This is a genomic window from Xanthomonas sp. CFBP 8445, from assembly GCF_025666235.1.
Classification (GTDB): domain Bacteria; phylum Pseudomonadota; class Gammaproteobacteria; order Xanthomonadales; family Xanthomonadaceae; genus Xanthomonas_A; species Xanthomonas_A indica.
The window spans coordinates 410,925-436,888 of record NZ_CP102594.1; the positions used below are offsets into that span (position 1 = coordinate 410,925).

Sequence of the window (25,964 nt, forward strand, 5' to 3'; positions counted from 1 at the left end):
CCTTCATGCGCTCTCTGTTCGCCGCTCTCGCCCTCATGCTCGCCACCCCCATCGTTCCCGCCCACGCCGAGAAACTGACCCTGGAAGCCATCACCGGCAGCAAGCCGCTGTCCGGGCCGACCCTGATGAAGCCCAAGGTGGCGCCGGACGGCTCGCGGGTGACCTTCCTGCGCGGCAAGGACAGCGACCGCAACCAGCTGGATCTGTGGGAATACGACATCGCCAGCGGGCAGACCCGCATGCTGGTGGATTCGAAGCTGGTGCTGCCCGGCACCGAGACCCTGAGCGACGAGGAGAAGGCGCGCCGCGAGCGCCAGCGCATCGCCGCCTACACCGGCATCGTCGAGTACCAGTGGGCGCCGGACGCGCATGCGCTGCTGTTCCCGCTCGGCGGCGAGCTGTACCTGTACGACCTGAGCAAGACCGGCAGCGCGGCGGTGCGCAAGCTCACCCACGGCGAAGGCTTCGTCACCGACCCGAAGATCTCGCCCAAGGGCGGCTACGTCAGCTTCGTGCGTGGGCGCAACCTGTGGGTCATCGACCTGGCCAGCAGCCAGCAGCACCAGCTCACCCGCGACGGTAGCGAGACCATCGGCAACGGCGTGGCCGAGTTCGTCGCCGACGAAGAGATGGACCGCCACACCGGCTACTGGTGGGCGCCGGACGACTCGGCGATCGCCTTCGCGCGCATCGACGAAACCGAGGTGCCGGTGCAGAAGCGCCCGGAGGTCTATGCCGACCATACCGAGGTGGTGGAGCAGCGCTATCCGCAGGCGGGGCAGCCGAACGTCAAGATCCAGCTCGGGGTGATCGCGCCGCGTGCCGGCGCGCAGCCGCAGTGGATCGACCTGGGCAAGAACCCGGACATCTACCTGGCGCGCGTGGACTGGCGCGATCCGCAACGGCTGACCTTCCAGCGCCAGTCGCGCGACCAGAAACGCCTGGAGCTGATCGAGGCGACCCTGGCCAGCGGCAAGCAGCGCGTGCTGATCACCGAGACCAGCCCGACCTGGGTGCCGCTCACCTACGACCTGCATTTCCTCAAGGACGGGCGCTTCGTCTGGGGGTCGGAGCGCAGCGGCTACGAGCATCTGTACCTGGCGTCGGAAGACGGCCGCACGCTGCGTCCGCTGACCCAGGGCGAGTGGGTGGTGGACGAACTGCTGGCGGTGGACGAGGCCGCCGGCAAGGTCTACTTCTCCGCGACCAAGGCGTCGCCGACCCAGACCCAGCTCTACGCGGTGCCGCTGGCCGGCGGCGCGATCGAGCAGCTGTCCAAGCCCAACGGCACGCATGCGGCCAGCTTCGCCAAGAACGCCAGCGTCTATGTCGACAGCTGGTCCAACACCACCACGCCGCCGCAGATCGAGCTGTTCCGCGCCAATGGCGAAAAGATCGCCACCCTGCTGGTCAACGACCTGGCCGATCCGCAGCATCCCTATGCCGCCTACCGCGCCGCGCAGCGTCCGGTCGAGTTCGGCACCATGATCGCCGCCGACGGCAAGACCCCGCTGCACTACCGGCTGATCAAGCCGGACGGGTTCGATCCGGGCAAGCGCTATCCGGTGGTGGTCTACGTGTACGGCGGCCCGGCCGCGCAGACCGTGGTCGATGGCTGGCCCGGCCGCGGGGATGCGCTGTTCGACCAGTACCTGGCCCAGCACGGCTATGTGGTGTTCTCGCTGGACAACCGCGGCACGCCGCGCCGCGGCCGCGATTTCGGCGGTGCGCTGTACCAGCACCAGGGCACCGTGGAAGTGGACGACCAGTTGCGCGGCGTGGCCTGGCTGAAGGCGCAGCCGTGGGTGGATGCGGCGCGCATCGGCGTGTACGGCTGGTCCAACGGCGGCTACATGACCCTGATGCTGCTGGCCAAGCACAGCGAGGCCTATGCCTGCGGCGCCGCCGGCGCGCCGGTCACCGACTGGGGCCTGTACGACAGCCACTACACCGAGCGCTACATGAACCTGCCCAAGGCCAATCCCGACGGCTACCGCGACAGCCGCGTGGCCGCGCACCTGGACGGGCTGACCTCGCAATTGCTGCTGCTGCACGGCATGGCCGACGACAACGTGCTGTTCACCAACTCCACCTCGCTGATGAGCGAACTGCAGAAGCGCGGCAAGCTGTTCGAGCTGATGACCTATCCCGGTGCCAAGCACGGCCTGTCCGGCAGCAACGCGCTGCATCGCTACCGCACCACCGAGGCGTTCCTGGCGCGCTGCCTCAAGCCTTGAGCGCGCCGCTGCATTTCACCTTTCCGCTTTCGCACGACAAGGAGTGACGTCATGTCGAGTCCGCCGCCACTGCCCGGGACGCCCGGTCCTGCCTCCGCCACGGCGCTGCCACCGGCCAAGCGCGGCTGGTGGTCGAGGCACTGGAAGTGGGCGGTGCCGCTGATCGTGCTGGTGCTCGGCGCCCTGCTGCTGGCGTCGATCGCGGTGTTCGTGCTCGGTATCGCGCGCGTCACCAAGTCGTCCGAGCCGTACCGGGTCGGCGTGATGGCCGCGCAACGCGATCCGCGCGTGGCGGCCGCGCTGGGCGCGCCGATCAAGGACGGCATCATGCCCAGCGGCAGCTTCAACAGCAGCGGCGGTGGCAGTGGCAATGCCGAGCTGAGCGTGTCGCTGCACGGCAGCCGCGCCAACGGCACCCTGTACATCGAAGCCGAACGCCATGCGGGCGAGTGGCACTACACCACCTTGCAGGTATTGCCGGATGCGGGTGAAGCGATCCCGTTGCTCGATGCGCTCGGGCAGGACGCCGATGCCGACGACGAGGAGGCGGACGGGATGCAAGTGGACGGAATGGTGGTCGATGCGCCGCCGCTGCCCGCGGCGGACGCGCACCACGTCGCGCCGGCCGAGGCCGGCACCAAGAAGTAAGTGAGCGGCGGCCGTTGCGCCGCCCTAGGTCTGCTGCAGTGATGGACTCCATGGGTGTGCGACGTCGCACCCCTACGTCTGCAATCACGCGCTCCCGTTGCCACCGCAGGCGTGCGGTGGCGGCCGCGATGCCCGCCCACCCGCATGCTGCACCGCCGCGTCCCGGCAGCCATGACCTCCGGCAGATGGCCGATCCGGCGCGCGCCGCGTACGGTCCGCACATCATTCTGTCGGAGCTGCGCCATGAAGCCACGTGTTCTCGCCATCGCCCTGACCCTGGCGCTGGCAGCGCCTTCGCCATTTCCGGCGCTGGCTGCGGCGGCCGCACCGGCTGCAGCGGCGACGCGTGCGCCGGCCTGGGTAGAGCGCAGCAATGCGTTCGCGCAGATCCTGCTGCAGGCGCAGGCGCCGTTCCAGGCCGAAGAAGTGAGCTTCTTCGGCGTGCCAGGATTCGACGACCAGGTTTCCGATTTCGGTCCCGACAACGCGCGGCGTTTCCGCGAGGCCACTGCCGCCGCGCGCCGCACGCTGCAGGAAAAGCTGCAGGTGGAGCGCGATCCGAACGTGCGCCAGGATCTGGCGATCCTGATCCACGCCGCCGATCAATCCATCGAGGGCAGCACGCTCAACGAGCGCCTGCTGCTGCCATGGACCGATGCGCCGCAGCACGTGTTCGGCGGCATCAACAATCTGTTGTCCGAGCAGGTACCGGCGGCGCGCCGCGCCAAGGCGCTGTTGCGGCTGCAGCGCTACGTGGGGCTGGCGCCGGGCAGCACCTCCAGCCTGCTGCTGGCGCGGCAACGCTACGAAGAGAAGCGCGCCGACGGCAACCTCCTGCAGCCGACCAAGCGCGAGGTCGAACAGGCCTTGAGCAACGTCGACACCTACGCCAAGGGCATTCGTTCGCTGTTCGCCGAGTACAAGATCGCCGGCGCAGACGCAGCGCTGGCGGCGATGGACCAGCAGTTCCAGGACTACGCCACCTGGACGCGTACGGTGGTGCTGCCGCAGGCGCGCGAGGATGCACGCCTGCCGCCCGAGCTGTACGCGTTCCAGCTCAAGCAGGTCGGTATCGATATCGCACCGCAGGTGCTGATGCAGCGCGCGCAGCTGGAGTTCATGGAAACCCGCGCGACGATGCAGCAGCTGGCGCCGCTGGTGGCCGCCGCCAAGGGCCTGCGCGGCGACGATGCCCGCGACTACCGCGCGGTACTGCGTGCGCTCAAGCGCGACACCATTCCCGACGACAAGCTCGAAGCCCACTACCGCAGCGTCATCGACCGCATCGATCCGATCATCCGCCAGCAGCACATCGTCGACGTGCCGCAGCGGCCGATGCAGATGCGCCTGGGCTCGCCGGCCGAAAGCGCTGCGCAACCGGCGCCACATTTCCGCCCGGCCCCACTGGTCGGCAACACCGGCGAGCAGGGCACCTTCGTGCTGCCGCTGGGCAATCCGGACAGCGCCGGCAAGGGCGAGCACTACGACGACTTCAACTTCGGCGCGGCGGCATGGACGCTGAGCGCACACGAAGGCCGGCCCGGCCACGAACTGCAGTTCACCGCCATGGTCGAGCGCGGCGTGTCGCTGGCGCGCAGCCTGTTCGCGTTCAATTCGGTCAATGTCGAAGGCTGGGCGCTGTACGCCGAAGCCGAGATGGTGCCGTATGAACCGCTGGACGGGCAGCTGGTCGCCTTGCAGTTCCGCCTGCTGCGCGCAGCGCGGGCGATGCTCGACCCGATGCTCAACCTCGGCCTGATCGACCGCGAGCGCGCGCGCCTGGTGCTGGAGAACGAGGTCGGCCTGTCGCCGGCGATGGCGCGGCAGGAGCTGGACCGCTACATGGTGCGTGCCCCCGGGCAGGCCGGCAGCTACTTCTACGGCTACAGCCGCATCCTGGAACTGCGCATGCGCACCGAGCTGGCGCTGGGCGCCAGGTTCGACCGGCTGAAGTTCAATAACTTCCTGCTGGACCAGGGGTTGTTGCCCCCGGATCAGCTGGCCGCGGCGGTGGACGAGGCGTTCGTGCCGTCACAGCGCAAGTGAGCGCGCTTGCGATCACCGTCGACATCGGACAGGCTGCGGCTGTCAGTGATTTCCCGGATCAGTTTCGGGGCGCTGCCGTCCCGTCCAGTCGCTAGCCTTACCGCCGCCTACCTGGCAGATGCGCTGGCGTTCGAACCATGCGTTGTACGCAATGACGGACCACCCTTTGCAGTACTTGGTGCTGACGACCGTGGGGTAGGGGCAGTAGGGCGGAATCGGCGCCCATCCGCTGCCGGCACCTACAGGTTTCCAATGTCGGTTGGGCGATTTGCAGCCTTGCGTACAGAACACGAACGGATCGTTGGAACGACAAGACAGGTCTTCGTAGACCTGTTGCGCGCTAGCGGCACCCTGCATCCCCAGGAACGCAACCAGAATCCAGATCAGCTTTTTCATCACCCTTCCCTCTGTCGAAAGCGGTCCATCCCAAACGTTCGGACCAAACGTGTCGTTGCGTGGCGAGCGGCATCCCGACCCCGGACCCGCGACGGGTCCAGCCGATTTTGCCCGCAAATAGCTTAGCAAGGGTTTCAGTGGCGGAGGGCACGGTCCATGGGCCCACCCTGCTGGCCAGGGCAGACCGGATGACCCGCTTCGGGTGATCAGTGGGTTCGCCTGCGCCGGCGCATCGGCCGGGTAGGCCACCGGCCGCTGGCCTGCCTGACCAAATTCAGCGACCGGGCGGCGCCGCAGGCTGCGGTGCCGCCGGCGCCGCCGCCCCCGGCGGCACCCAGATCGCCATGCCGGCGGCGCGTTTCTGCGTGGTGGGGATGCCGATGCCCAGCCCGCCGCCGACGTGGCCGCCGTAGCTGCCCGCGCCGACCGACAGGCCGCCGCCGGAGCGCTGCGAGCCCACGCCCATCAGCACCACGCCGTTGGCGCCGAGCTTGGCCGCGTCGCGCTTGAGCCGGTCCACCGCTGCGTCGGTCTGGCCCTGGGTGCCGAAGCCGGCCGCACTGGAGGCCTCCAACTGGGCGATGTCGATCGCTCCGGGCGGCGGCGCGGAGTAGATCTGCACCAGCGCCGGATCGATCGGCGGGCGTGCCGCGCCGACCATCACCTTGGAGGAACTGGCGCAGCCGCTCAGGGCCAGCAGCAGCGCCAGCGGCAGCAACGGTCGGACAGTCATGGCCTTACCCCCGTATTCGGATCTCACGCGATCATAGGCGGGCCGGGTGAATCGCGCCGAACCCGCCGCCGTCACCCTGGCAGGGCGGGCGTGATCCCCATGCCAAGGTCAGGGCGTCTGGCGGGGCAGCACGCCGCTGCGTCGGTCGTGCAGCGGCATGATCGTCAGTGCTCGTAGGGCACGTTCTCCGGACGCCGGCTCGGGTCCGTCCAGTCGCCTTGGGTGACGGCGGCAGGACAGATGTCTTCGTACTGCCTGACGGCCACGATCGCGGTGGGCGTCCACGCGCCGCAGTGCGAACCGTGCTTGCAGCAGCGCACCGGACTTGGCCGCAAGCAATACCCGGGGTCCGCTTGCCAGGAGCCGCTGATCGGGTCGACCGGGCTCCAGTTCTTGTCCACGCCCTTGCAGCCTTGGGTACAGAACACGAACGGGTCGTTGTCGCGGCACACGAGCTTCTTGTAGACGGGCTCGGCGACGGCGGGGAACGACAGTAGGCAGATGGCGAAACTCCATATCCAGCGCTTCATGGGCTGCTCCTCGATGGGGGACGGTCCAGGGTTCCCGTCCCGCATAAAGACGATCCAGTGCGTGCATCCCCTACCCGTGTTGCCTGGGCGATCCGTTGCGCGGTCAGCGGGGACTGCCCGCTATCAGCCGGGCGGACGCGCCGCGCCAGCCTCTGCAGTGCGCTATCGTGCAGGCTGACATTCGTATGGAGGCCGGCATGGGCCTGATCAGTCTGCTGTGGGGCATCGTGGCGTTGCTGTGGATGATCCTGGCCTTCATCCCGCTGCTCGGCTGGGGCAACTGGTTCCTGATCCCGTTCGCCGCGGTCGGTGCGCTGATCGCCGCGATCGGGCTGCTGTTCACCGCCGCGCCCAACCGCGGCCGCGCCAAGACCGGCCTGATGCTCAATGCGCTGGTGATCGTGGTCGGGGTGATCCGGCTGAGCCTGGGCGGCGGCGTGATCTGAGCCGCAGGCCGGGCGACCGGCATGCTGTGTTGCACCATCCCATGCGGCGGGCCACGTCGGCGGGAGTAACATGCGCAGCCGACGGCGCCGCTCGCGGGCCGCCTTGCGTTCACGCCGGTGCCGGCGGCGCGGCCTGCGGTGCCTTGGCGGCATCGGCCCGTGCGACCGGCGCGGCCTCCCAGAATCCGCCCACCCAGGAGCCTGCACGTGGCCCATCCCCACTATCGCCCCCGGCGCATGCGCCGCGATGCCTTTTCGCGCCGCCTGATGCGCGAGCACACCCTCACCGTCGACGACCTGATCTGGCCGGTGTTCGTGCACGACGTGCCCGGGCGCACGCCGATCGCCTCCATGCCCGGCGTGGAGCGCCTGTCGATCGAGGAACTGTTGAAGGAGGCCGAGGCGGCCCTGGAACTGGGCATCGCGGTGATCGACCTGTTCCCGGTGATCGACCCGGCCGGCAAGTCGCTGGACGCGGCCGAGGCCTGGAACCCGGACGGCCTGGCGCAACGCGCGGTGCGCGCGCTGAAGACGCGCTTCCCCGAGCTGGGGGTGATGACCGACGTGGCGCTGGATCCGTACACCAGCCACGGCCAGGACGGCATCATCGACGACCGCGGCTACGTGCTCAACGACATCACCGTCCAGGCGCTGGTGCAGCAGTCGCTGTCGCACGCGCAGGCCGGCGTGGACATCGTCTCGCCGTCGGACATGATGGACGGGCGCATCGGCGCGATCCGCCGCGCGCTGGATGCCGACGAGCACCTGCACGTGCGCATCATGGCCTACTCGGCCAAGTACGCCTCGGCGTTCTACGGCCCGTTCCGCGAGGCCGTGGGCAGCGCCGGCAACCTCGGCAAGGCCGACAAGACCACCTACCAGATGGACCCGGCCAACGGCGACGAGGCCCTGCGCGAGATCGCCCTGGACCTGGAAGAGGGCGCGGACATGGTGATGGTCAAGCCCGGCATGCCCTACCTGGACGTGGTGCGGCGGGTGAAGGACGAGTTTCGCGTGCCCACTTTCGCCTACCAGGTCAGCGGCGAGTACGCGATGCTCAAGGCGGCGATCGGCAACGGCTGGCTGGACGAGCGCGCCTGCGTGCTGGAGTCGCTGATGGCGTTCAAGCGCGCCGGTGCCGACGGCGTGCTGACCTACTTCGCGCCGCAGGTGGCGCGCTGGTTGCGCGAGGCGCGCTGAGCGATCGTGTCTCTGTAGGAGCGACGTCAGGGAGCCTCTGACGTCGCGCGTTGTCGCGGCGAAGCGGGACAGGTCGGTGGCCTCGTAGCAGCGGTTTCGGTTGCGACCAGGCATGTCGGTCGCGACTGGTCGCGGCTGAAGCCGCTCCTACGAATTGTCTTCCGTCGTTAGCTAGAGATGTCCTTCGGCCTCCACGCGTTTGCTCGGAAGCCTCTCGCAATTGAAGTCGCTCCCACAGCGGCACGATCGCACAGTCCATCGACCGCGGATCCTCGTAGGAGCGGCTTCAGCCGCGACCTGGCGTGACCGGGAAAGGGCGGTCGCGGCTGAAGCCGCTCCTACGCACGGTGGCGCTCTGTCGAGGACGTCGCCGCCGGCAGACAGCCCAGCCCGCGCAGCGTCGCCTCCACCGCTGCGTCCAGCGGCGTATGCGGTTCTTCGCCGAGCAACTCCAGCAGCCGCGTATTGCGCATGCGCAGCGGCTGCCGCCACAGCGGACGCATCTCGTGCAGTTCGCGCGCCAGCGGCCAGAACGGCACGGCCAGGGTCAGCAGCGGCCACGGGAAGCGGCGCGTGCGTGGCGGCGCCAGGCCATGGCGTTGCGCGACCCGCGCGATCGCCGCGGCCATCTGCGTACCGTCGGCGTCCCAATGCCCGTCCATGTGCAGACGGGCGAAGTCCGGCAGACGCTCGCGCCGCTGCAGCAGCGCCAGCATGGTCCGCGCCACGTCCGGCACGTAGGCCCATTGGTGGCCCACGCCCGGATCGCCCGGCAGGGTCACCGTCGTGACCGGTCGTCCCGGCCGCACCAGCCCTTGCGCGAACCAGCTGTTGCCCACGCGCGGGCCGAAGAAATCGCCCGCGCGCACCACGATCGCCCGTGCGCCTTGCGCGGTCGCGGCCTGCAGGCGTCGCTCCAGTTCCACCCGGATCGCGCCCTTGCGGGTGATCGGCGCTTGCGGTGCGTCTTCGTCCGGCGCCGGATAGGCGTCCGGGCCATAGTTGTAGACCGTGCCCGGCAGGACCACGGTGGCGCGCTCGGCGATGGCGGCGGCGACGGTGTTGTCGATCATCGGCAGCACCAGTTCCGACCAGCGCCGGTAACCCGGTGGATTGACCGCATGCACGATCACTGCGCACCCCTGTGCCGCCTGCAGCACGTCCGCCCGCTGCAGCGCATCGCCGCGGCACCAATGGATGCCATCGCGCTCCTCGCTGGCGTGGGCGAGGCCACGTTGCAGGGCGCGCAGCTGCCAGCCGGCGTCGCGCAACTGCCGCGCCAGTTCGCCGCCGATGCCGCCGCTGGCGCCCAGCACCAGGGCCGTGGAAGAAGAAGAGGACATGACAGCGCTCCGTTGTGGTCGGCGGTCAGTGTCGGTGCCGGTGCCGCTGAAGAAAATTGGCGAATAATGCGGACCGGCTATACATTTCTGTATGGACAACACGATCGGTTGGGAACTCTACCGGTCCTTCCTGGCGGTGCTGGAGGAAGGCTCGCTGTCGGCGGCGGCACGCGCGTTGGGCCTGACCCAGCCCACCGTCGGCCGTCACGTGGCGGCGCTGGAACAGGCGCTGGCGGTGCCGCTGTTCGTGCGTTCGCAGACCGGCCTGCTGCCGACCGATGCCGCACTGGCCTTGCGCGGGCATGCGCAGGCGATGAGCAGCCTGGCCGCGTCGCTGCAGCGCGCGGCGGGCCGCCACGGCGATGCGGTACGCGGCACGGTGCGCATCGCCGCCAGCGAGGTGATCGGTGCGGAGGTGTTGCCGCCGGTGCTGGCGGCCTTGCGCCGCGTGCATCCGCACCTGCGGCTGGAACTGGTGCTGAGCAACCGGGTGCAGGACCTGCTGCACCGCGAAGCGGACGTCGCGGTGCGTATGACCCGCCCCACCCAGGACGTGTTGGTCGCGCGCCACGTCGGCGCGGTGGCGGTGGCGCTGTTCGCGCACCAGGACTACGTGGACCGCCACGGGCTGCCGCAGACGCTGGAGGACCTGCCGCAGCATGCGCTGATCGGCTTCGATGCGGAAACGCCGTTCCTGCGCGCGGCGCGCAGTGCGTTGCCGCCATGGCGGCGCGAGGCGTTCGCGTTGCGCGCCGACAGCGATCTGGCGCAACTGGCGCTGTTGCGTGCTGGCTGCGGCATCGGCTTCTGCCAGGTCGCGCTGGCGCGACGGACGCCGGCGCTGGTGCCGGTGCTGCCGCAGCAGGTGCGCGTGGGCCTGGAAAGCTGGATCGTGATGCACCAGGACGTGCGCGGCAGCGCCGCCTGCAGCGCGGTGTTCGCGGCGCTGGTCGACGCGATGACAGCGCACACCGGCTGAGGTGTGCGCGCTTGCAGTGGCGGCCGGCTGGCGCACACGCGCCTCCGGCCGCCCCAACCCGGGCAGGGGGAGTCAGGACGCTACTACGAATCCCGATTCCCCACTCCCGACTCCCCGCCTTACGGCAACGTCAGCGCGATCGGATTGGCCTTCATGCTGGCGCTGATCGCCGGGAACGGATCCACGCCGGACATGGTGATGACGTCGTTGATCGACACTACGTCGCAGTTGATGGTGCTGTCGTTGACGCACATGTAGGCGGCCGCGCCGTTGCCCGGCTCGTACACCGCCTTCCACACGTAGTTCGGGATCTGCACGTTGTCGGCGCCGATGCTGCTGCGCGTGCCGCTGTCGAAGGCCGGGCCGGTGACCACGTAGACCTCGCCGCGCTGCTTGGCCAGCTGGCGCACCTGCTCCTCTATCCGCGCCCACTCGCCGGTGTTGAGCTTGTGGTCCTGCGGGACCACGTTGGCCATCGAGAAGGTTTCCTTCTCCGAGTTGGTGGTCGAGGCATCGCCGGCCGGGGTCATGTGCCCGCGGTCGAAGCCGGAGTTGGTGTAGTCCGAGGTGTGCGAGCGGTCGGCGGCCGGGATGCCGGTCTCGTCGTGGAAGGAGCCGACGCGGCCGATCGATTCGGCGCCGGCGACCTGCTGGTCGGTGATGTGCTCGGCCGAGTACAGCGGGCCCTTGGTCACGCCCGAGGCCATCAGCACGTATTCGGTATGGCAGACCTCGGTGGTGCGGCTGGTGATCGACGCGTCGAGCGTCGGCGCCTTGCCGCCGACGTAGAGCGTGGGGCAGCTGGTGGCGGCGCTGGCCGCCTGGGCGGCGAACAGCGCAAGCAGGGCAAGACAACCGCGCAGGGAGACGGACATTGCAGGAACCTCGGGGGTGGTCGATGGAGGTGAAGAAACTGGCCAGGTTCGATGTCCGCCGGGTGACCGCTGGATGTGCGGCAAATGGCAACCGCGCCGGCGGTCACGCTTGGCGGTAGACGCCGCGCCGCGCCGGATCAATCGCATGCGATAAGCGTTCTCATTTACAATGCGCGCCCGCCCTGTCCCCCGCGCGCGCCGTGATCAAGACGCTGTTGTTCCAGTTGCACTGGCTGCTCGGCATCAGCGCCGGGCTGGTGCTGTCGGTGATGGGGTTGAGCGGGGCCACGCTGGCCTTCGAGGACGAGATCGTGCGCCTGGCCAATCCGCCGCTGGCGGCCATCGCCGCGCGCCATGCCGCCGGCGAGCAGCCGCTGCCCTTGGCCGAACTGGCGCGGCGCCTGGACCTGGACGGCGCACACCGCAGCAACCGGCTGCTGATCGACCCGACTGGCACGCGGCCGTCCGCGGTACGCCTGCCCGGCCGCGACGGCGGCCGCCTGTACTTCGATCCCTACACCGGCGCGGTGCTGCCGGCGCCGCGCCTGGACGGGTTTTTCTCCTTCGTCGAAGACCTGCACCGGCGCCTGGCCGCCGGCGAGCGCGGCAAGGCGGTCACCGGCGTTTGCGCCTTCGTGCTGATCTTCTTCTGCCTGTCCGGGTTGTACCTGCGCTGGCCGCGGCGATGGTGGAGCTGGCGCGCCTGGTGGGCGGTGGAGTGGAACCGGCAGGGACGCAGCTTCCTGTGGAGCCTGCACTCGGTGATCGGCACCTGGTGCCTGCTGCTTTACCTGCTGATCGCCGCGACCGGGCTGTACTGGTCCTACGACTGGTACCGGCAGGGGCTGGTGGCGATGCTCGGCGGCGATGCCGCACCCAAGGACAAGGAGGGCGGCCGCGGCGGCAAGCCGCCGACGGTGGACTACGCACGGCTGCAGGCGGCCCTGGCGACCGTGCCCGCCGCACAGCGCGCCTACCTGGATCTGCGCCTGCCCGGCCGCAGCGGCCAGCCGATCGTGGCCCGCTACCTGCCGCCCGACCCGGCGCACGACCGCGCCTACGACAGCGTGGAGGTCGATCCGGCCAGCGGCCGCGTCCTGCGCCACCTGGAGTATCGCCAGCAACCGCTGGGCCGGCGCCTGCTGACCAGCATGTTCGCGCTGCACACCGGCAGCTTCTTCGGCCTGCCCGGGCGCGTGGTGATGCTGCTGGCGAGCCTGTGCATGTCGCTGTTCTTCGTCACCGGCTGGATGCTGTACCTGGACCGCCGTCGCAAGAAGCGCGCCTTGCGCGACGCGCGGCGTGCGCTGCCGGGGCTGGTCGGCGATGCCGCCGGCTCCTGGCTGGTGGGCTTCGCCAGCCAGAGCGGCCTGGGCGAGCGCCTGGCCTGGCAGACCGCCGCGCAACTGCAGGCCGCCGGCCTGGCGGTGGACGTGCGCTCGCTGGCGCAGCTGGACCTGGCGCACCTGCGCGGCACCCAGCGCGCGCTGTTCGTGATCAGCACCTTCGGCGATGGCGAACCGCCGGACGCGGCACGTGGTTTCGTCCGCCGCGTGCTGCGCCAGGCGCAGGCGCTGCCGGACTTGCGCTATGCGGTGCTCGGCCTGGGCGATCGCCAGTATCCGCAATTCTGTGGCTTCTCGCGGGAGGTGCAGCACTGGCTGGACGCGCAGGGCGCGCAGGCGCTGTTCCCGCCGTTGGAAGTGGACAACGCCGACCCGCAGGCGCTGGCGCAGTGGCAATGGCAACTGTCCGCGCTCACCGGAGTGGCGGCGTCGGCGCCGGTGTTGCAGGCACCGGAACCGCTGGACTGGCGCCTGGCCGGTCGCGTCCTGCTCAACCCCGGCAGCGCCGGCGCCCCGGTGTGGCGCATCGATCTGGCGCCGCCGCCGCAGGCGCACTGGCACGCCGGCGACATCCTGGAAGTGCAGCCCTGCCACGCCGCCGACACGGTCCGCGCCTGGCTCGCCGCGCAGGCGCTGGACGCCGAACAGGCGGTGCACGCCGATGGTGTGCGTCAGCCGCTGTGGCAGGCGCTGGCATCACGCGCGTTGACGCCGCCGGCGCCGGACGACGATCTCCAGGCCTGGGTGGATGCGCTGCCGAGCCTGCCGTTGCGCGAGTACTCGATCGCCTCGGTGCCGGCCGACGGCCTGCTGCAGCTGGTCGTGCGCCTGACCCTGCGCGACGACGGCAGCCCCGGCGTGGGCGCCGGCTGGTTGTGCCAGCACGCGCCGGTGGGTGCCGTGCTGCGCGCGCAGGTGCGGGCCAACCCCGGGTTCCGCCGGCATGGCGATGCGCCCATGCTGCTGATCGGCAACGGCACCGGTATCGCCGGCCTGCGCAGCCTGCTGCGCGAGGCCGAGCAGGCCGGCGTGCAGGGGCACTGGCTGCTGTTCGGCGAACGCAACGCCGCGCACGACGCGCTGTTCGGCGACGAATTGCGGGCCTGGCAGGCCGCGGGCCATCTGCAGCGCCTGGACCTGCTGTTCTCGCGCGACCAGGCGCACAAGCGCTACGTGCAGGACGGGCTGCGCGAGGCCGCCGACACGCTGCGCGCCTGGGTGGCGCGTGGCGCCACCGTGTATGTGTGCGGCAGCCTGCAGGGCATGGCGCGCGGCGTGGATAATGCGTTGCGCGAGATCCTTGGCGAGGACGCGCTGGATGCGCTCAGCGCCGAAGGGCGCTACCGACGCGATGTGTATTGAGATGATGCGCCGATAGCGGCGTAATCGGCGTCCGCTGCGTGCTTGCGTCGACTGCTGCTGCACATCATGTGCCGGCTGGAGATGCGAGTGGCGCGACTTCAGGGCGTCTCCTATCGTCTGCGCCGGTCATGGATCAACCGGATACGCCGTGCCTCGTAGGAGCGGCTTCAGCCGCGACCGGCACCCGGGAATGCATGTCGCGGCTGTTTCTGCAAAAAAGGCGAAATGTGCTCCGGCAAGACCACGGCGTGTCTCGCTGACTGCGGTAGAGCGCGTTGTTGGAGGAGGGCTTCGGTTGCGGCAAGCGCAGAGGGGATGCGCCCAAGTGCCACGCGTCGGGACTGAAGTCCCTCCCACACCGGCCTTTTCTTACGCCGCTTGCCCGCCGGCATGGCAGCAGCCCGGGCATCCCGGAAACGCCCGGGCGTGGTTGCCGGAAGGGGGCGGCCGCCGCCGCCGTACTCCTTCGGCGAACGTTCGCGACTGCGCTCGACCAATTGCAACCGTGCGTCGCGTCGCCGCGCAACCCGCTTAGATGCAGTCGCCGCTGCCGGTCGCCGCTGGCGCCTTGATCCGGTACAGGTCGCGCTTGCCGGCCTTCGGCGCGCGGGCGCTGCCGGACAACAGCAGTTCGCCCGGCTTGGACGCGTCCACTACGGCACCGGCGGTGTGGCCATCGCTGCCGTTGAACGACAGCGCCAGCGGCTGCGGGTCCGCGTAGCGGCCGCCGGCGCATTGCGCCAGCAACACCTGGCTGCTCGCGCTGCCGTGGGCACGGGCGAACAGCAGCGCGCGGCCGTCGCCCAGCCAGGCCGCATCGGTTTCGTCGTCGGCGCTGTTGACCCCGGCCAGCGCCTGCGGTGCGGCGAAGGTCTGACCCTGCAGGCGCGCCACGAACAGGTCCAGGCCGCCGGCGCCGCCGTGGCCGTCGCTGGCGAACAGCAGTCGCGTGCCGTCCAGCGACAGGGCCGGCGCACGTTCGTTGCCCGCCGAATTCACCGCCGCGCCCAGGTTCTGCGGTGCGCCGTAGCCGCCGCCGGCCAGCACCGGCGCACGGTACAGGTCGCTGCCGCCGTGGCCGCCGGGACGATCGGAGGCGAAGTACAGCCAGCGGCCGTCGGCGCTGAAGAACGGGTCGCTGTCCAGGTTCGGCGAGTTCACTGGCGCCGGCAGCGGTTGCGGGTCGCGCCAGCGGCCGTCGCGCAGCACCGCCTGCCACAGGTCGCCGCCGCCGGGCCCGCCGGCGCGGTCGGGACTGGCCCAGACGATGCGCTGGCCGTCGGGCGACACGCTCGCGCGGGTCTCGTCGGCGGCGGTCGACACCACGCCCATGCCCTCGATGCCGAATTCGGAAAGCGCGAACGCACACGGCGCGCAGAGTAAACTCGCGGCCAGCGCGAGCGGCAGGGCAGGGGTCCGCATGAGGGATTCCATGGAATGTCGCCGCCAGTCTAAAACAACCAACGAGCGCTCCATGCCCAACTCCCGTTTTGCCGTGTTCGGCCACCCCGTCGCCCATTCGCTGTCGCCGCGCATCCACGCCGCCTTCGCCAAACAGACCGGCATCGCCCTGCAGTACGAGGCGATCGACGTCCAGGCCGACGGGTTCGCCGCGGCGCTGGCCGCCTTCGCCGCGGCCGGTGGCGTCGGCGCCAACGTGACCCTGCCGCTGAAGGAAGCCGCGTTCGCGCTCAGCCTGGTGCACAGCGCACGCGCGCAGTCGGCCGGTGCGGTCAACACGCTCAGCTACCGCGATGGCCAGTGGCACGGCGACAACACCGATGGCGCCGGCCTGGTGCGTGACCTGACCGGCCGCAACGGCCTGGACCTGCGCGGTCGCCGCGCGTTGCTGCTGGGCGCCGGCGGCGCCGCGCGCGGCGTGGCGCCGGCGCTGCTGGAGGCCGGCGTGCAGCAACTGGTGGTGGTGAACCGGGCGCCGGAACGCGCCGACGCGCTGGTCGATGCGCTGGGCGAGCCGGCGCGCGCGATCTCGCGCTATTGGGAAGACCTGCGCGAACTGGGCGATTTCGAACTGATCGTCAACGCCACCACCATCGGCCGCGATCCGGCCGCCAGCTTCACCCTGCCGCTGTCGCTGATCAACAGCATGACCCTGGCGGTGGACCTGAACTACGGCGAGGTCGCGATCGCATTCCTGGCCTGGGCGCGCGCGGCGCGTTGCCGCGACACCGTGGACGGCCTGGGCATGCTGGTGGAACAGGCCGCCGAGAGCTTCGAGGCATGGCATGGCGTGCGCCCGGACACCGATCCGGTGTATGCCGCGCTGCGCGAGCGCGACGCAGTGCTGGTCAGCGCCGACTGAAAGACGCCGCCTCCGCCATCTATCCGGGAGTAAACGCATGGACGAATCGTTGATGCTGCAAGTGCTGACGCGACTGCTTACGCAGTTGCCGCTCTTGCTGGTCTATGTGGTCGGTCTGGCGCTGCTGTTCACGCGCCGTCCTGGCCGTGCACGCACCTTGGGCATCTGCGGGCTGGCGATCCTGCTGCTTGCCTTGGGCCTGGGGACGGCGATGTCGTTCGTGCCGATGTGGCTGGTTTCCCAAGGCCATAGCTACTCGTCGGTCTCAAGCATGCTTGGCATTGTCAGCTTCGTCGCCGCGCTGGTATTCGCGGTGGGCATGCTGCTGGTGGTGCTGGCGCTGCGCTTCGCCCTGCCGCCGCGCGTGGCGGCGCCGCACTGACCGACGCCGACGGGCCTGGTCCATGGAGGGCGCCATGCTGGCGATGGGGCTGTACCCGGTGCTGGACGTGAGCGCGCTGACCGGCGCGCTCGGCCTGCTGGCGCGTCTGCTGCTGCCGCTGATCGCCCTGCTGCTGCTTCCACGGCTGGCGCCGGGCCGCGCGCGCACCCGGGCGCGGCTCGGGCTGACGGTGTTGCTGGTGGGCGCGATCCTGCCGCGGCTGTTGGACGCGGTGCTGGCATGGGCGGCCCTGATCGACGATCAGTTCCGCGCCATGCATCCGGGCGTCTATGCGCTGGTGCATCTGCTGGATGATGCGCTGTACCTGGTCGGCCTGGGGTTGCTGCTGCGCGCGCTGTGGCTGGCGCTGCCGCGCAAGGCCGCGCCGCCGCCGTAAGGCGGCATGGCGCGCCGTTCAGTTCCCGCGTTTCAGTCCTTGCGACGGGACGTGAGAAAATGTCGGGATGACCGAGTCCCCTTCGCCGTCGACGCCGCCCGCGTCCGGCCCGTCCCCGCGTCAGCTCACCGAACCGGTCAAGCTGGCCATCCGCGATGCCTACGCCAAGCTGCAGGCCAATACGCCGGGCTTCCGCGTGCGCCGCGCGCAGAGCCAGATGATCGGCGTGGTCTCGCGTGCGCTGGGCACGTCCGGCGGCGTGGGCGTGGCCGAAGCGCCCACCGGCGTCGGCAAGAGCCTGGGCTATCTGACCGCCGGCGTGCCGATCGCGCTGGCCAGCAAGAAGAAGCTGGTGATCAGCACCGGCACGGTGGCGTTGCAGTCGCAGCTGGTCGAGCGCGACATCCCGGCCTTCCTCAAGGCGACCGGGCTGGAGGCCACGGTGGCCCTGGCCAAGGGCCGCACCCGTTACCTGTGCACGCGCAACGTGGCCGAGCTGCATGGCGAGGCCGCGCAGGACAGCATGTTCGAGGACGAGGCGCCGTTGTACGACCGCCCGCTGAGCCCGGCCGAGGCCGAACAGGCGCGGGCGCTGGCCAAGGCCTATGCCGACAGGACCTGGAACGGCGACCTGGACGCCGCGCCGGAGCCGGTGCCGCCGTCGCTGCGCGCGCGCATCACCACCAATGCCGCCGGTTGCGCCGGCCGACGCTGCTCGTTCGCGGTGCAGTGCCCGGTGCTGAAGGCGCGCAGCGAGGTGCGCGATGCGCAGATCGTGGTCACCAACCACGCTCTGCTGCTGTCGGCGCTGTCGCTGGGCGACAGCGACAACGGCCAGCCGCTGATCGCGCCGCCGTCGGACATGCTGCTGGTGCTCGACGAGGGCCACCACATCGCCGGCGTCGCCATCGACCAGGGCGCGGCCAATCTGCCGCTGGACGAGATGGCGCGGCGCACCGGCCGCCTGCAGGCGCTGGTCGGCGCCGCCTACCGGCTTGCCGACAAGGACCGCATCGGCAACCAGTTGCCCAACGAGGCGGTGGAACTGGCCGCGCAGGTGTCCAAGGGGCTGAAGGCGTTCCGCGCCGAGATTGAACGGGTGTGGGTGCCGGAGCCGGGCCAGGACGAGCCGATGTGGCGCGCGCCCAACGGGCGCCTGCCCGAAGCGTGGAAGCCGCTGATCGATGCGCAGGCGCAGGACACCGGCGCGCTGCTGAACTGGGTGCAGGCCGCGCACCAGCTGGCGGCCAAGTCCAAGCAGGAGGATGCGGCCAAGGAACGCCTGCAGCGCAACCTGGGCATGGCCCTGGAGATGGTCGAGCAGCAGTACGCGCTGTGGCTGGGCTGGCGCCGCGAGGACCAGGACGGGCAGCCGCCGATGGCGCGCTGGATCACCGCCTCGCGCGATGCCGATCTGATCTGCCATTGCTCGCCGGTGTCGGCCGCGCAGGTGCTGCGCTCGCTGCTGTGGAGCGAGGTGGACGCGGCGGTGCTGACCTCGGCCACGCTCACCGGCGGCGGCGATTTCCAGGCGCTGGCGATCGACAACGGCCTGCCCGCGCACGCCGAGATGGTGTCGCTGTCCTCGCCGTTCGACCTGCCCAACCAGGCCGAACTGATCGTGCCGGCGTTCCCGGTGGCGCCGGACGACCGCGAGGGCCACCCGCGCGAAGTGGCGCGCTACCTGGTGCGCGAGCTGGACTGGGGCAAGGGCTCGATCGTGCTGTTCACCTCGCGCTGGAAGATGCTCAAGGTGGCCGACCTGTTGCCGATCGCGCAGCGCAACCGCGTGCTGGTGCAGGGCGACGGCTCCAAGTCGCAGATGATCGGCGAGCACATGCGCCGCATCGCCGCCGGCGAAGGCTCGGTGCTGTTCGGCCTCAATTCCTTCGGCGAAGGCCTGGACCTGCCGGGCGAGGCCTGCACCACGGTAGTCATCACCCAGGTGCCGTTCGCGGTGCCGACCGATCCGCAGACCGCCACGCTCGGCGAATGGTTCGAGAGCCGCGGCCTCAACGCCTTCAACCTGATCGCGGTGCCGCACGCGCTGCGCACCCTGACCCAGTTCGCCGGCCGCCTGATCCGCACCGCCGACGACCACGGCCGCGTGATCATTCTCGATTCGCGGCTGCTGACCAAGCGCTATGGCAAGCGCATCATCGATGCGTTGCCGCCGTTCAAGCGGGTGATCGGCTAGCGAATGCGCGTGCGACGCCGCTGATGCCGACGTGGCCGGTCGCTGCTCTGCGCAACGCGCCGCGGGCAGCGTCGTAGCAGCGTGAATTGTCTACCGTGCCGTCCATGGATGCGTCGATGCGCGCTTGACGGCCCTGATCCCAAAAAGCGATAAACATTCACGCGCTAGGAAAGCACACAGCGCCGCTCAGGGGATGGCGATGGCGGACGGATTCTTCAGGGAAGAAGTGTTTCGAGCGCGCCGCGAGGGCTGGCTCGGCGCCGTGCGCCTGGACGCGCCACGCTTCGGTTGGGCTTACTTCTGGGTCAGCATCGCACTACTCGTCTTTGTTCTGACGCTGCTGTGCATTGGCAGCTATACGCGGCGAGAAGCGGTCAGTGGCACGTTGGTGCCCGATCGCGGGCTGCTGACCATGACGCCTTCGACCTCTGGGCGGGTCGTGCGTACGTTCGTCAAGGAGGGCGCGAAAGTCCGTGCGGGACAACCGCTGATCGAGATTTCCGGCGAACAGGACAGCGCCTCGCTCGGCGATACGCAGGCATCGGTGATCGCGCAATTGCGCCTCAAGCGCGAGCGTTTGCGTTCCGACATCGAGGAACAGCGCAGCCTGTCGCAGGCGCAGGATCGCGACTTGCGTACGCGTATCGAACTGCTGAAACGTCAGATTGCCAGTACCGAAGAACAGATCGGTCTGCAGCGGCAACGTGCCGATAGCGCCATGCGCCTGTACGAGCAATGGTCCAGTCCCGGCAACCGTGGGGTATTGACCAAGGTGCAGTTGCTGCAGCAGCAGGATGTGGCGATACAGAATCAGGCGCAGTTCAAGGATCTGCAGAAGCATTCGCTGGAACTGCGGCAGCAGCAATCGCAATTGCGGACACAGCTGGAGCAGCTTCCGGCAACGCTGATCGGAAAGAACAACGAGATCGACCGGCAACTGGCGGACGTGGCACAGTCGATTTCCGAGAGCGAGGCCCGCCGCGCGGTGATCCTGCGCGCGCCATCGGATGGGATCGTCGGCAATCTGCTGGTGTATCCGGGGCAGCCGGTCGCTGCACAGCAGCCGTTGATGACGCTGTTGCCGCAGGAGACGCGTCTGCGCGCCGAGCTCTGGGTGTCTTCGCGTGCAGTCGGGTTCGTCAGCCCGGGCGATCGGGTCGTGTTGCGCTATCAGGCATTCCCGTATCAAAAGTTCGGACGGCACGCCGGCCGCGTCGCGGAAATTTCGCGCAGTGCGATGAGTTCGGGCGATCTGACCCGGTTGCTGGGCCAGGACATCAAGGAGCAGCGCTACCGGGTGGTCGTCGAACTGGGTAGCCAGAATGTCGTGGCGTACGGACGCAAGGAGCCACTGCGCCCCGGGATGGCGCTGGATGCGGACATTCTGCTGGAACGCAGACATCTGATCGAATGGATGTTCGAGCCGGTCTACGAACTGGCCGCCGGGATGCGCGATGCCCCGTCTGACGAGCGTGGGTCATGAGCGGGTCCTGGTCGCCCTGGAGGTCGCCGTTTGCGACGCGGATCGTGCCGGTCATGCAGACCGAGGCGGCGGAGTGCGGCCTGGCCTGCCTGGCGATGGTCGCGGGATTCCACGGGCAGAACGTCGACCTGCCCAGCCTGCGTCGGCGCTTCAGCATCTCTTTGCAGGGCGCACGTCTTGAGCGTCTGATGCAAATCGCGCGCACCATCGGTTTCGAGGTCAGGCCGATGCGCGCTGAGCTCGACTACCTGGCCGCTGTTGGCGGCCCCTGCATCCTGCACTGGGATCTAAGCCACTTCGTGGTCCTTGAGCGCGTCACGCGAGGGGTCGCGCTGATCCACGACCCTGCGCGCGGCGTGCTGCGGCTGCCGCTGGCAGAGGTCGGCAAGCATTTCACCGGCGTGTTGCTGGAACTGGTGCCGAGTCCGAGCTTCGAGAAGGTGGCGGCGCCGCAGCCAGTGTCCTTGCGGATGCTGACCGGGAGGGTCGTCGGGCTGCGTCGCGCGCTGGTGCAGGTCTTTGCGCTGGCGCTGGCGATCGAGATGTTGGTGCTGCTGATGCCATTCCAGATGCAGTGGCTGATCGACCACGTCCTGGTCTCCGCAGACATGCCACTGCTGAAGATCCTGGCGATCGGATTCCTCCTCGCGGTACTCGCACAGACGGCGCTGAGTCTGGCGCGCAGCTGGGTGGTCAGCTGGCTGGGCGCCTCGCTCAACAGCCAGTGGATCAACAACCTGTTTGGCCACCTGATGCGATTGCCGCTGGACTATTTCGAAAAGCGGCATATGGGCGATGTGCTGTCCCGGTTCGGGTCGCTGAAGTCGATCCAGACCACGCTGACCGGCAGTTTCGTCGAAGCAGTCCTCAACGGCATGACCGGCGTACTGGCGCTGGTGGTGCTGTTCTTCTACAGCGCCAAGCTCGCCGGTTTGGTGTTGACGGCATTCGTCTGCTACTTGCTGCTGCGCGTGGCGATGTACCGCGTGCAGTTCCGGATCACCCGCGATCAATTGTTTCATTCGGCGCGGCAGCAGAGCGAGTTGATGGAGTCGGTCCGCGGCATCCAGGCGATCAAGCTAGCCAACAAGCAGGGCCTGCGTCAGAGCCGGCTGTTCGCGGCGACCGTCCAGGCCGCCAGTCTGGATATGCAGGCGCAGCGCATCGGCCTGGCGTTCACCGCATTGAATGGCGGCGTCTTCGGGCTCCAGCGCGTGCTGCTGATCAGCATCGGTGGCTACATGGCACTGCATGATGCGTTGTCGGCGGGCATGCTGGTGGCGTTTCTCAGCTATGCGGATCTGTTCACCAGCCGGGCAGGAAGCCTGGTCGACAAGTGCGTCGAGTTTCGTATGCTGCGATTGCATGCCGAGCGTATCGCCGACATCGCCATGAGTGATCCCGAACCGTATGCGCTGGGACACTACAGTGGGCCCGAACTGGCGCCGGAGATTGAGCTGAAGGGCGTGAGCTTCCGCTACTCAGACGATGATCCTTGGGTCCTGCGCCACTTTGACCTGAAGATTCGCGCCGGCGAGTCGGTGGCCATCGTCGGACCGAGCGGTTGCGGCAAATCCACCCTGGCCAAACTCCTGTTGGGCTTGCTCGCGCCAACCGAAGGGCATATCGAGGTGGGCGGTGTGGAAATCCGACGGCTGGGGTTGGAGACCTATCGCGGCATGGTCGGTGCGGTGATGCAGGACGACCAGCTTTTCGCCGGCTCGTTGGCCGACAACATCGCGTTCTTCGATCCTGACGCCAGCCTGCAGCGCGTTGTGGCCGCCGCCAAGCTGGCGGCCATCCACGACGACATCGTGCGGATGCCGATGGGCTACGAATCGTTGGTTGGCGACATGGGGTCGATCCTGTCGGGCGGGCAGCGGCAGAGAGTGATTCTGGCGCGTGCCCTGTACCGGCAGCCCAAGATCCTGGTGCTGGATGAGGCAACCAGCCATCTGGATCGGCAGCGCGACGAGATGGTCAATGCGCACATCAAGGCGCTGAGCATGACGCGCGTCCTGATCGCGCATCGAGAAGACACCATCGCCTCGGCCGACCGCAAGGTCGTGCTGGGGGCGGAGCGGAATCAAGGCGTGCGTCATGGCGCCGAAAGACTTGACGCGTCGCGAAGCGTCGAGAAGCTCGCCGGCATCGTCGCCGGCGAATAACCATGCTGTCTTTCAAGGAGAGTGGAATGGAAACTGTCGTGAACACGGAAAATTCGCGTCCCGTTGCCCAGCGCTTCGCGCGTGAAATGACCCAGGAAGAAGTCAATGCGATCTCCTGTGGTGGCGGTCAGCAGCAGGGCGACACGCTGATCGTCATCATCGTCGAAGCTGTCGATACCGAGACCATCGTCATCATCGGCTGATCGGAAGGCGCATGGCGGCGCTGCAGCGCCGCCATGCATCCGGCGAGACTGCACAACGGATGCCCAGATGACGCAGGAAGAGGCAAGGAAGGTCTTGATCGTGGCGCCGCAACGCGACACGCACGCAACGGCCATCGCCGCCATGATCGTGGCGGCGGGACATACGGTGGAGTTGTTCGACAGTGGCGCATGGCCGACCGGCATGACCGGATCGATGCTGTGCGACACGCACGGAGCCCGCTTCGTGCGCGACGGGTCACCATTGCACTATGACGCCGCCTGGTGCAGGCGGTTGCTGTTCAAGAAGCAGCCGCCCGCGGCGGTGCACGAGCAGGATGTGGGATTCATCCGCTCCGAGGGATTGCTGTTCGACCTTGGAACGCTTGCCGTGATGGGGAGCGGGGTCGGCGTGCAGCGCTGGATCAATGCGCCGATGCAGGCGCTGATGGCGGACCAAAAGGCATTGCAGTTGGCGATGGCGGCAGCCAGCGGCCTGCGCCTCCCGCGGACCCTGATCAGCCGCCGTGCGGACGACATTCGTCGGTTTCGTAGCGCCGAACCGGATGGCGTTGTCGTCAAGCCATTCAACGTCGGGGCCTGGTCGGAAAACGCGGGCTATAGCGTGTCCTATGCGACGCGCGTCTGTATCGAGGAAACCCTGGCCGATGGCGACGTGAGCGCCTGCCCCACCAACTACCAGGAAGTTGTGCCCCACCGTGGCGATTTGCGCGTCGTCTGCCTTCAGGGGCAGTATGTAGCGGTCAAGATGACGCATGCGCTGGAAGGCGAGATCGATTACCGCGCGGTGCGCCACAAGACCACGATCACCTATGCCGAGATTGCGCTGCCGCACGCGCTGCTGGTCAAGCTTGAGCACCTGCGACAGACGCTGGCCATCGACTTTTTCTGTGCCGATTTTCTCGTCCCGGCGGATGGAGGCGAGCCGATCTTCATCGAGCTCAACCCGGGCGGCCAGTTCCTGTATCTGGACCAGAAGCTTCCACATCTGGATGTCGCACGCAAGTTCTGCGCTTTGCTGGTGCATGGTGACATCGCGCGCTATCGCGAGTTCGCCACGCCTGTCGCCGTCGCACCGCTTGCGCGCGCATCCGAGCGTACACCGATCCCAACTGAAACGAGTCCCTTATGCGAATGATGATGCGTTTGGCCGCGGCGGCGGCCCTGTTCGCGATCGCTGGCTGCGGTTTCGCACGTCCTCAACAGGAGCCCTCGATGGCCCATTCTGACCAAGCCGCGAGCGTAAATGCCGATTACCGACAACAGCTTCTGCAGCTTGCCCGGGCCGACCAGCAGATCCGCGACGATGCCCTGAAGCACTACACGCCGCAGCAGTTGCAGAGCGATCCTGGTGCCGCGCGTGCTCTCGCGTTGCAGATCCATGCTTCGCAGCAACAGAACCAGCAGAAGCTCTCCGCGCTGATGGGCCAATACGGCTTCCCGGATACCGCGGTCGCCGGTGATGACGGCGCGCACGCGGGCTTTCTGATCGCGCAGCATGCCGCGGACCGGACGTTCCGTGACGCGTTCCTGCAAGGCATCGAAGCCGCGGCCGACAAGGGGCGCTACAGCAAAGAGGATCTCGCGCTATTCGTGGATCGCAACCGCGTGCTGAGTGGTCGGCCGCAACTCTATGGGACCCAGCACAAATCAGATGGCAGCCTGTTCGATGTAGAACAGCCGGAGCAGCTGCAGCAGCGCCGAGCCAAGATGGGATTGCCGCCGGACGTCGCCGGACAGTGACGCGGCGGCAAGCAGGCCGCGGCTGGAGACGGAGACATGCTCCTCCCCGCCTGAGGCAGTCAGAGCTCAAGCGCCGAACTGTTCGCGGACGAGATCGCGGGGAGGATAGGCTTGGGCGCCCTCGCGGGTGTGTCAGGTAGTGGGCAACCTCGCCTGGATCAGTCGCGAATGCGTGACGTAGTTTGTTAAAAAAGGTGATTCCAGACGCTAAATCTGTGTGAGCTGGGCGCTGATATGTGTTGTCCAGCCCAAAAGCAGGGACACGCCGCGCGCGCTGATCTAGTATCCCAGGCGACAGGGGGGATCATCATGCGAGTCGCCAGACGATGGGCGTTCGGAGCGGCGTTGTGGGTGCTGGCGGGGATCGCCCCGGCGCAGCCGACCGGCGCACCGACAGAAGACCCCGCGGCGGTGGCCAATCCGGCCTACCGCATGCAACTGCTGCAGTTGATCAGCGACGACGCGCAGGCGCGCGCCGACCTCAAACGGGACTACACGCCGCAGCGGCTGCAGCACGATACCGTCTCGTTGCGCGCGTTCGCGCGTGAGGTGCGGATGGCGCAGAAGGAAAGCCAGGAGCGCCTGGCCGAGCTGATCCGGCGCCAGGGCTTTCCCGATGCGCAGGCGGTCGGCGCCGAGACGGCGCACGCGGTGTTCCTGATCGCCCAGCGCATCACCGAGCCGGGCTTCCGCGCCGACTTCCAGCGCGGCATCGACGCGGCCGTGCAGCGCGACGCCTACAGCCGTGCCGATCAAACGCTGTTCGCCAATCGTAGTCGCGCGCTGAGCGCGAAGCGCTAGCGTCGCCATCGCGGCAATGCCGACGCGGCATCGCGCCGCGGTGCGCGTGCGAACGCATCGCCAGGTGCCGACGCTGCCGATGCCCCGCGTGCATGTCTACATTTTGCG

Annotated in this window: 23 protein-coding genes; 17 read left to right on the forward strand and 6 right to left on the reverse strand. The window is 68.6% G+C overall.

Annotated features, from left to right (window positions below; all coding sequences use genetic code 11):
- Positions 1 to 5: 5 nt before the first annotated feature.
- The 3 genes from NUG21_RS01880 to NUG21_RS01890 all read left to right on the forward strand — a co-directional run bounded on the left by NUG21_RS01880 (position 6) and on the right by NUG21_RS01890 (position 4,931).
- Entirely contained in the window at positions 6 to 2,237 is a 2,232-nt protein-coding gene (locus NUG21_RS01880; RefSeq protein ID WP_263392111.1) for a dipeptidyl aminopeptidase 4, read from the forward strand.
- 51 nt (positions 2,238 to 2,288) lie between these two features.
- A complete protein-coding gene (locus tag NUG21_RS01885) occupies positions 2,289 to 2,885 on the forward strand; it encodes a cytochrome c oxidase assembly factor Coa1 family protein (RefSeq protein ID WP_263392112.1) in 597 nt (198 codons plus the stop codon).
- A gap of 243 nt (positions 2,886 to 3,128) precedes the next feature.
- Complete coding sequence (locus NUG21_RS01890) at positions 3,129 to 4,931, forward strand: DUF885 domain-containing protein (protein WP_263392113.1); 1,803 nt, start codon at positions 3,129 to 3,131, stop codon at positions 4,929 to 4,931.
- A 42-nt stretch (positions 4,932 to 4,973) separates the two neighbouring features.
- Here NUG21_RS01890 and NUG21_RS01895 read toward each other — a convergent pair whose 3' ends face one another.
- From NUG21_RS01895 to NUG21_RS01905, 3 genes are all read right to left on the reverse strand, one after another.
- The gene (locus NUG21_RS01895) at positions 4,974 to 5,327 is read right to left on the reverse strand and encodes a hypothetical protein (protein ID WP_160946790.1); all 354 of its coding nucleotides are present in this window, start codon (positions 5,325 to 5,327) and stop codon (positions 4,974 to 4,976) included.
- A 274-nt stretch (positions 5,328 to 5,601) separates the two neighbouring features.
- The gene (locus tag NUG21_RS01900) at positions 5,602 to 6,060 is read right to left on the reverse strand and encodes a hypothetical protein (RefSeq protein ID WP_263392114.1); all 459 of its coding nucleotides are present in this window, start codon (positions 6,058 to 6,060) and stop codon (positions 5,602 to 5,604) included.
- Positions 6,061 to 6,224: 164 nt separating this feature from the next.
- Positions 6,225 to 6,590, reverse strand: a complete 366-nt coding sequence (locus NUG21_RS01905; RefSeq protein WP_019797800.1) for a hypothetical protein — start codon at positions 6,588 to 6,590, stop codon at positions 6,225 to 6,227.
- 197 nt (positions 6,591 to 6,787) lie between these two features.
- On the opposite strand from NUG21_RS01905, the gene NUG21_RS01910 reads away from it, so the two are divergent.
- Together NUG21_RS01910 and hemB are read left to right on the forward strand one after the other, a co-directional pair.
- On the forward strand, positions 6,788 to 7,036 hold the full coding sequence (locus tag NUG21_RS01910) for a hypothetical protein (RefSeq protein ID WP_010340624.1): 249 nt from the start codon (positions 6,788 to 6,790) through the stop codon (positions 7,034 to 7,036).
- Between the two features lie 207 nt (positions 7,037 to 7,243).
- Positions 7,244 to 8,236 carry a porphobilinogen synthase gene (gene hemB / locus NUG21_RS01915; protein WP_263392115.1) on the forward strand — a complete coding sequence of 331 codons (993 nt, stop codon included), beginning with the start codon at positions 7,244 to 7,246 and terminating at the stop codon, positions 8,234 to 8,236.
- Between the two features lie 338 nt (positions 8,237 to 8,574).
- Here hemB and NUG21_RS01920 read toward each other — a convergent pair whose 3' ends face one another.
- Positions 8,575 to 9,579, reverse strand: a complete 1,005-nt coding sequence (locus NUG21_RS01920) for an SDR family oxidoreductase (RefSeq protein WP_263392116.1) — start codon at positions 9,577 to 9,579, stop codon at positions 8,575 to 8,577.
- Positions 9,580 to 9,670: 91 nt separating this feature from the next.
- On the opposite strand from NUG21_RS01920, the gene NUG21_RS01925 reads away from it, so the two are divergent.
- Positions 9,671 to 10,558 carry a LysR family transcriptional regulator gene (locus NUG21_RS01925; RefSeq protein WP_263392117.1) on the forward strand — a complete coding sequence of 296 codons (888 nt, stop codon included), beginning with the start codon at positions 9,671 to 9,673 and terminating at the stop codon, positions 10,556 to 10,558.
- A gap of 119 nt (positions 10,559 to 10,677) precedes the next feature.
- Here NUG21_RS01925 and NUG21_RS01930 read toward each other — a convergent pair whose 3' ends face one another.
- Complete coding sequence (locus NUG21_RS01930; RefSeq protein WP_019797629.1) at positions 10,678 to 11,433, reverse strand: DNA/RNA non-specific endonuclease; 756 nt, start codon at positions 11,431 to 11,433, stop codon at positions 10,678 to 10,680.
- 200 nt (positions 11,434 to 11,633) lie between these two features.
- Between NUG21_RS01930 and NUG21_RS01935 the strand changes: the two genes are divergently transcribed.
- Positions 11,634 to 14,141 (forward strand): PepSY domain-containing protein, encoded by a 2,508-nt coding sequence (locus NUG21_RS01935; RefSeq protein ID WP_263392118.1) that lies wholly within the window; start codon positions 11,634 to 11,636, stop codon positions 14,139 to 14,141.
- 531 nt (positions 14,142 to 14,672) lie between these two features.
- On the opposite strand, the gene NUG21_RS01940 is transcribed toward NUG21_RS01935, so the two are convergent.
- The gene (locus NUG21_RS01940; protein ID WP_263392119.1) at positions 14,673 to 15,563 is read right to left on the reverse strand and encodes a TolB-like translocation protein; all 891 of its coding nucleotides are present in this window, start codon (positions 15,561 to 15,563) and stop codon (positions 14,673 to 14,675) included.
- A 52-nt stretch (positions 15,564 to 15,615) separates the two neighbouring features.
- Between NUG21_RS01940 and aroE the strand changes: the two genes are divergently transcribed.
- The 10 genes from aroE to NUG21_RS01990 all read left to right on the forward strand — a co-directional run bounded on the left by aroE (position 15,616) and on the right by NUG21_RS01990 (position 25,856).
- Positions 15,616 to 16,464 (forward strand): shikimate dehydrogenase, encoded by an 849-nt coding sequence (gene aroE / locus NUG21_RS01945; protein ID WP_263392120.1) that lies wholly within the window; start codon positions 15,616 to 15,618, stop codon positions 16,462 to 16,464.
- Between the two features lie 37 nt (positions 16,465 to 16,501).
- Positions 16,502 to 16,846 (forward strand): hypothetical protein, encoded by a 345-nt coding sequence (locus NUG21_RS01950; protein ID WP_019797512.1) that lies wholly within the window; start codon positions 16,502 to 16,504, stop codon positions 16,844 to 16,846.
- Between the two features lie 34 nt (positions 16,847 to 16,880).
- Positions 16,881 to 17,243, forward strand: coding sequence for a hypothetical protein (locus NUG21_RS01955; RefSeq protein ID WP_263392121.1), 363 nt, complete (start codon positions 16,881 to 16,883; stop codon positions 17,241 to 17,243).
- Positions 17,244 to 17,310: 67 nt separating this feature from the next.
- Positions 17,311 to 19,440 carry an ATP-dependent DNA helicase DinG gene (dinG, locus tag NUG21_RS01960; protein ID WP_263392122.1) on the forward strand — a complete coding sequence of 710 codons (2,130 nt, stop codon included), beginning with the start codon at positions 17,311 to 17,313 and terminating at the stop codon, positions 19,438 to 19,440.
- Between the two features lie 124 nt (positions 19,441 to 19,564).
- Entirely contained in the window at positions 19,565 to 20,923 is a 1,359-nt protein-coding gene (locus NUG21_RS01965) for an HlyD family secretion protein (protein WP_317852475.1), read from the forward strand.
- Positions 20,920 to 23,091, forward strand: coding sequence for a peptidase domain-containing ABC transporter (locus NUG21_RS01970; protein ID WP_263392123.1), 2,172 nt, complete (start codon positions 20,920 to 20,922; stop codon positions 23,089 to 23,091). Before NUG21_RS01965 ends, NUG21_RS01970 begins: the two co-directional genes overlap by 4 nt.
- Positions 23,092 to 23,117: 26 nt before the next feature.
- Positions 23,118 to 23,294, forward strand: a complete 177-nt coding sequence (locus NUG21_RS01975; RefSeq protein WP_184502842.1) for a hypothetical protein — start codon at positions 23,118 to 23,120, stop codon at positions 23,292 to 23,294.
- A 67-nt stretch (positions 23,295 to 23,361) separates the two neighbouring features.
- The gene (locus NUG21_RS01980) at positions 23,362 to 24,450 is read left to right on the forward strand and encodes an ATP-grasp domain-containing protein (protein WP_263392124.1); all 1,089 of its coding nucleotides are present in this window, start codon (positions 23,362 to 23,364) and stop codon (positions 24,448 to 24,450) included.
- A gap of 77 nt (positions 24,451 to 24,527) precedes the next feature.
- On the forward strand, positions 24,528 to 25,055 hold the full coding sequence (locus NUG21_RS01985; RefSeq protein ID WP_242081439.1) for a DUF6624 domain-containing protein: 528 nt from the start codon (positions 24,528 to 24,530) through the stop codon (positions 25,053 to 25,055).
- A gap of 309 nt (positions 25,056 to 25,364) precedes the next feature.
- On the forward strand, positions 25,365 to 25,856 hold the full coding sequence (locus NUG21_RS01990) for a hypothetical protein (protein WP_263392125.1): 492 nt from the start codon (positions 25,365 to 25,367) through the stop codon (positions 25,854 to 25,856).
- The last annotated feature ends 108 nt before the right edge of the window (positions 25,857 to 25,964 follow it).

Bases quoted from the DNA above. Each gene is read 5' to 3' on its own strand.
- NUG21_RS01880 (WP_263392111.1), top strand. From the start codon at position 6: ATGCGCTCTCTGTTCGCCGCTCTCGCCCTCATGCTCGCCACCCCCATC.
- NUG21_RS01885 (WP_263392112.1), top strand. From the start codon at position 2,289: ATGTCGAGTCCGCCGCCACTGCCCGGGACGCCCGGTCCTGCCTCCGCC.
- NUG21_RS01890 (WP_263392113.1), top strand. From the start codon at position 3,129: ATGAAGCCACGTGTTCTCGCCATCGCCCTGACCCTGGCGCTGGCAGCG.
- NUG21_RS01895 (WP_160946790.1), bottom strand. From the start codon at position 5,327: ATGAAAAAGCTGATCTGGATTCTGGTTGCGTTCCTGGGGATGCAGGGT.
- NUG21_RS01900 (WP_263392114.1), bottom strand. From the start codon at position 6,060: ATGACTGTCCGACCGTTGCTGCCGCTGGCGCTGCTGCTGGCCCTGAGC.
- NUG21_RS01905 (WP_019797800.1), bottom strand. From the start codon at position 6,590: ATGAAGCGCTGGATATGGAGTTTCGCCATCTGCCTACTGTCGTTCCCC.
- NUG21_RS01910 (WP_010340624.1), top strand. From the start codon at position 6,788: ATGGGCCTGATCAGTCTGCTGTGGGGCATCGTGGCGTTGCTGTGGATG.
- NUG21_RS01920 (WP_263392116.1), bottom strand. From the start codon at position 9,579: ATGTCCTCTTCTTCTTCCACGGCCCTGGTGCTGGGCGCCAGCGGCGGC.
- NUG21_RS01925 (WP_263392117.1), top strand. From the start codon at position 9,671: ATGGACAACACGATCGGTTGGGAACTCTACCGGTCCTTCCTGGCGGTG.
- NUG21_RS01930 (WP_019797629.1), bottom strand. From the start codon at position 11,433: ATGTCCGTCTCCCTGCGCGGTTGTCTTGCCCTGCTTGCGCTGTTCGCC.
- NUG21_RS01940 (WP_263392119.1), bottom strand. From the start codon at position 15,563: ATGCGGACCCCTGCCCTGCCGCTCGCGCTGGCCGCGAGTTTACTCTGC.
- aroE (WP_263392120.1), top strand. From the start codon at position 15,616: ATGCCCAACTCCCGTTTTGCCGTGTTCGGCCACCCCGTCGCCCATTCG.
- NUG21_RS01950 (WP_019797512.1), top strand. From the start codon at position 16,502: ATGGACGAATCGTTGATGCTGCAAGTGCTGACGCGACTGCTTACGCAG.
- NUG21_RS01955 (WP_263392121.1), top strand. From the start codon at position 16,881: ATGCTGGCGATGGGGCTGTACCCGGTGCTGGACGTGAGCGCGCTGACC.
- dinG (WP_263392122.1), top strand. From the start codon at position 17,311: ATGACCGAGTCCCCTTCGCCGTCGACGCCGCCCGCGTCCGGCCCGTCC.
- NUG21_RS01970 (WP_263392123.1), top strand. From the start codon at position 20,920: ATGAGCGGGTCCTGGTCGCCCTGGAGGTCGCCGTTTGCGACGCGGATC.
- NUG21_RS01975 (WP_184502842.1), top strand. From the start codon at position 23,118: ATGGAAACTGTCGTGAACACGGAAAATTCGCGTCCCGTTGCCCAGCGC.
- NUG21_RS01980 (WP_263392124.1), top strand. From the start codon at position 23,362: ATGACGCAGGAAGAGGCAAGGAAGGTCTTGATCGTGGCGCCGCAACGC.
- NUG21_RS01985 (WP_242081439.1), top strand. From the start codon at position 24,528: ATGGCCCATTCTGACCAAGCCGCGAGCGTAAATGCCGATTACCGACAA.
- NUG21_RS01990 (WP_263392125.1), top strand. From the start codon at position 25,365: ATGCGAGTCGCCAGACGATGGGCGTTCGGAGCGGCGTTGTGGGTGCTG.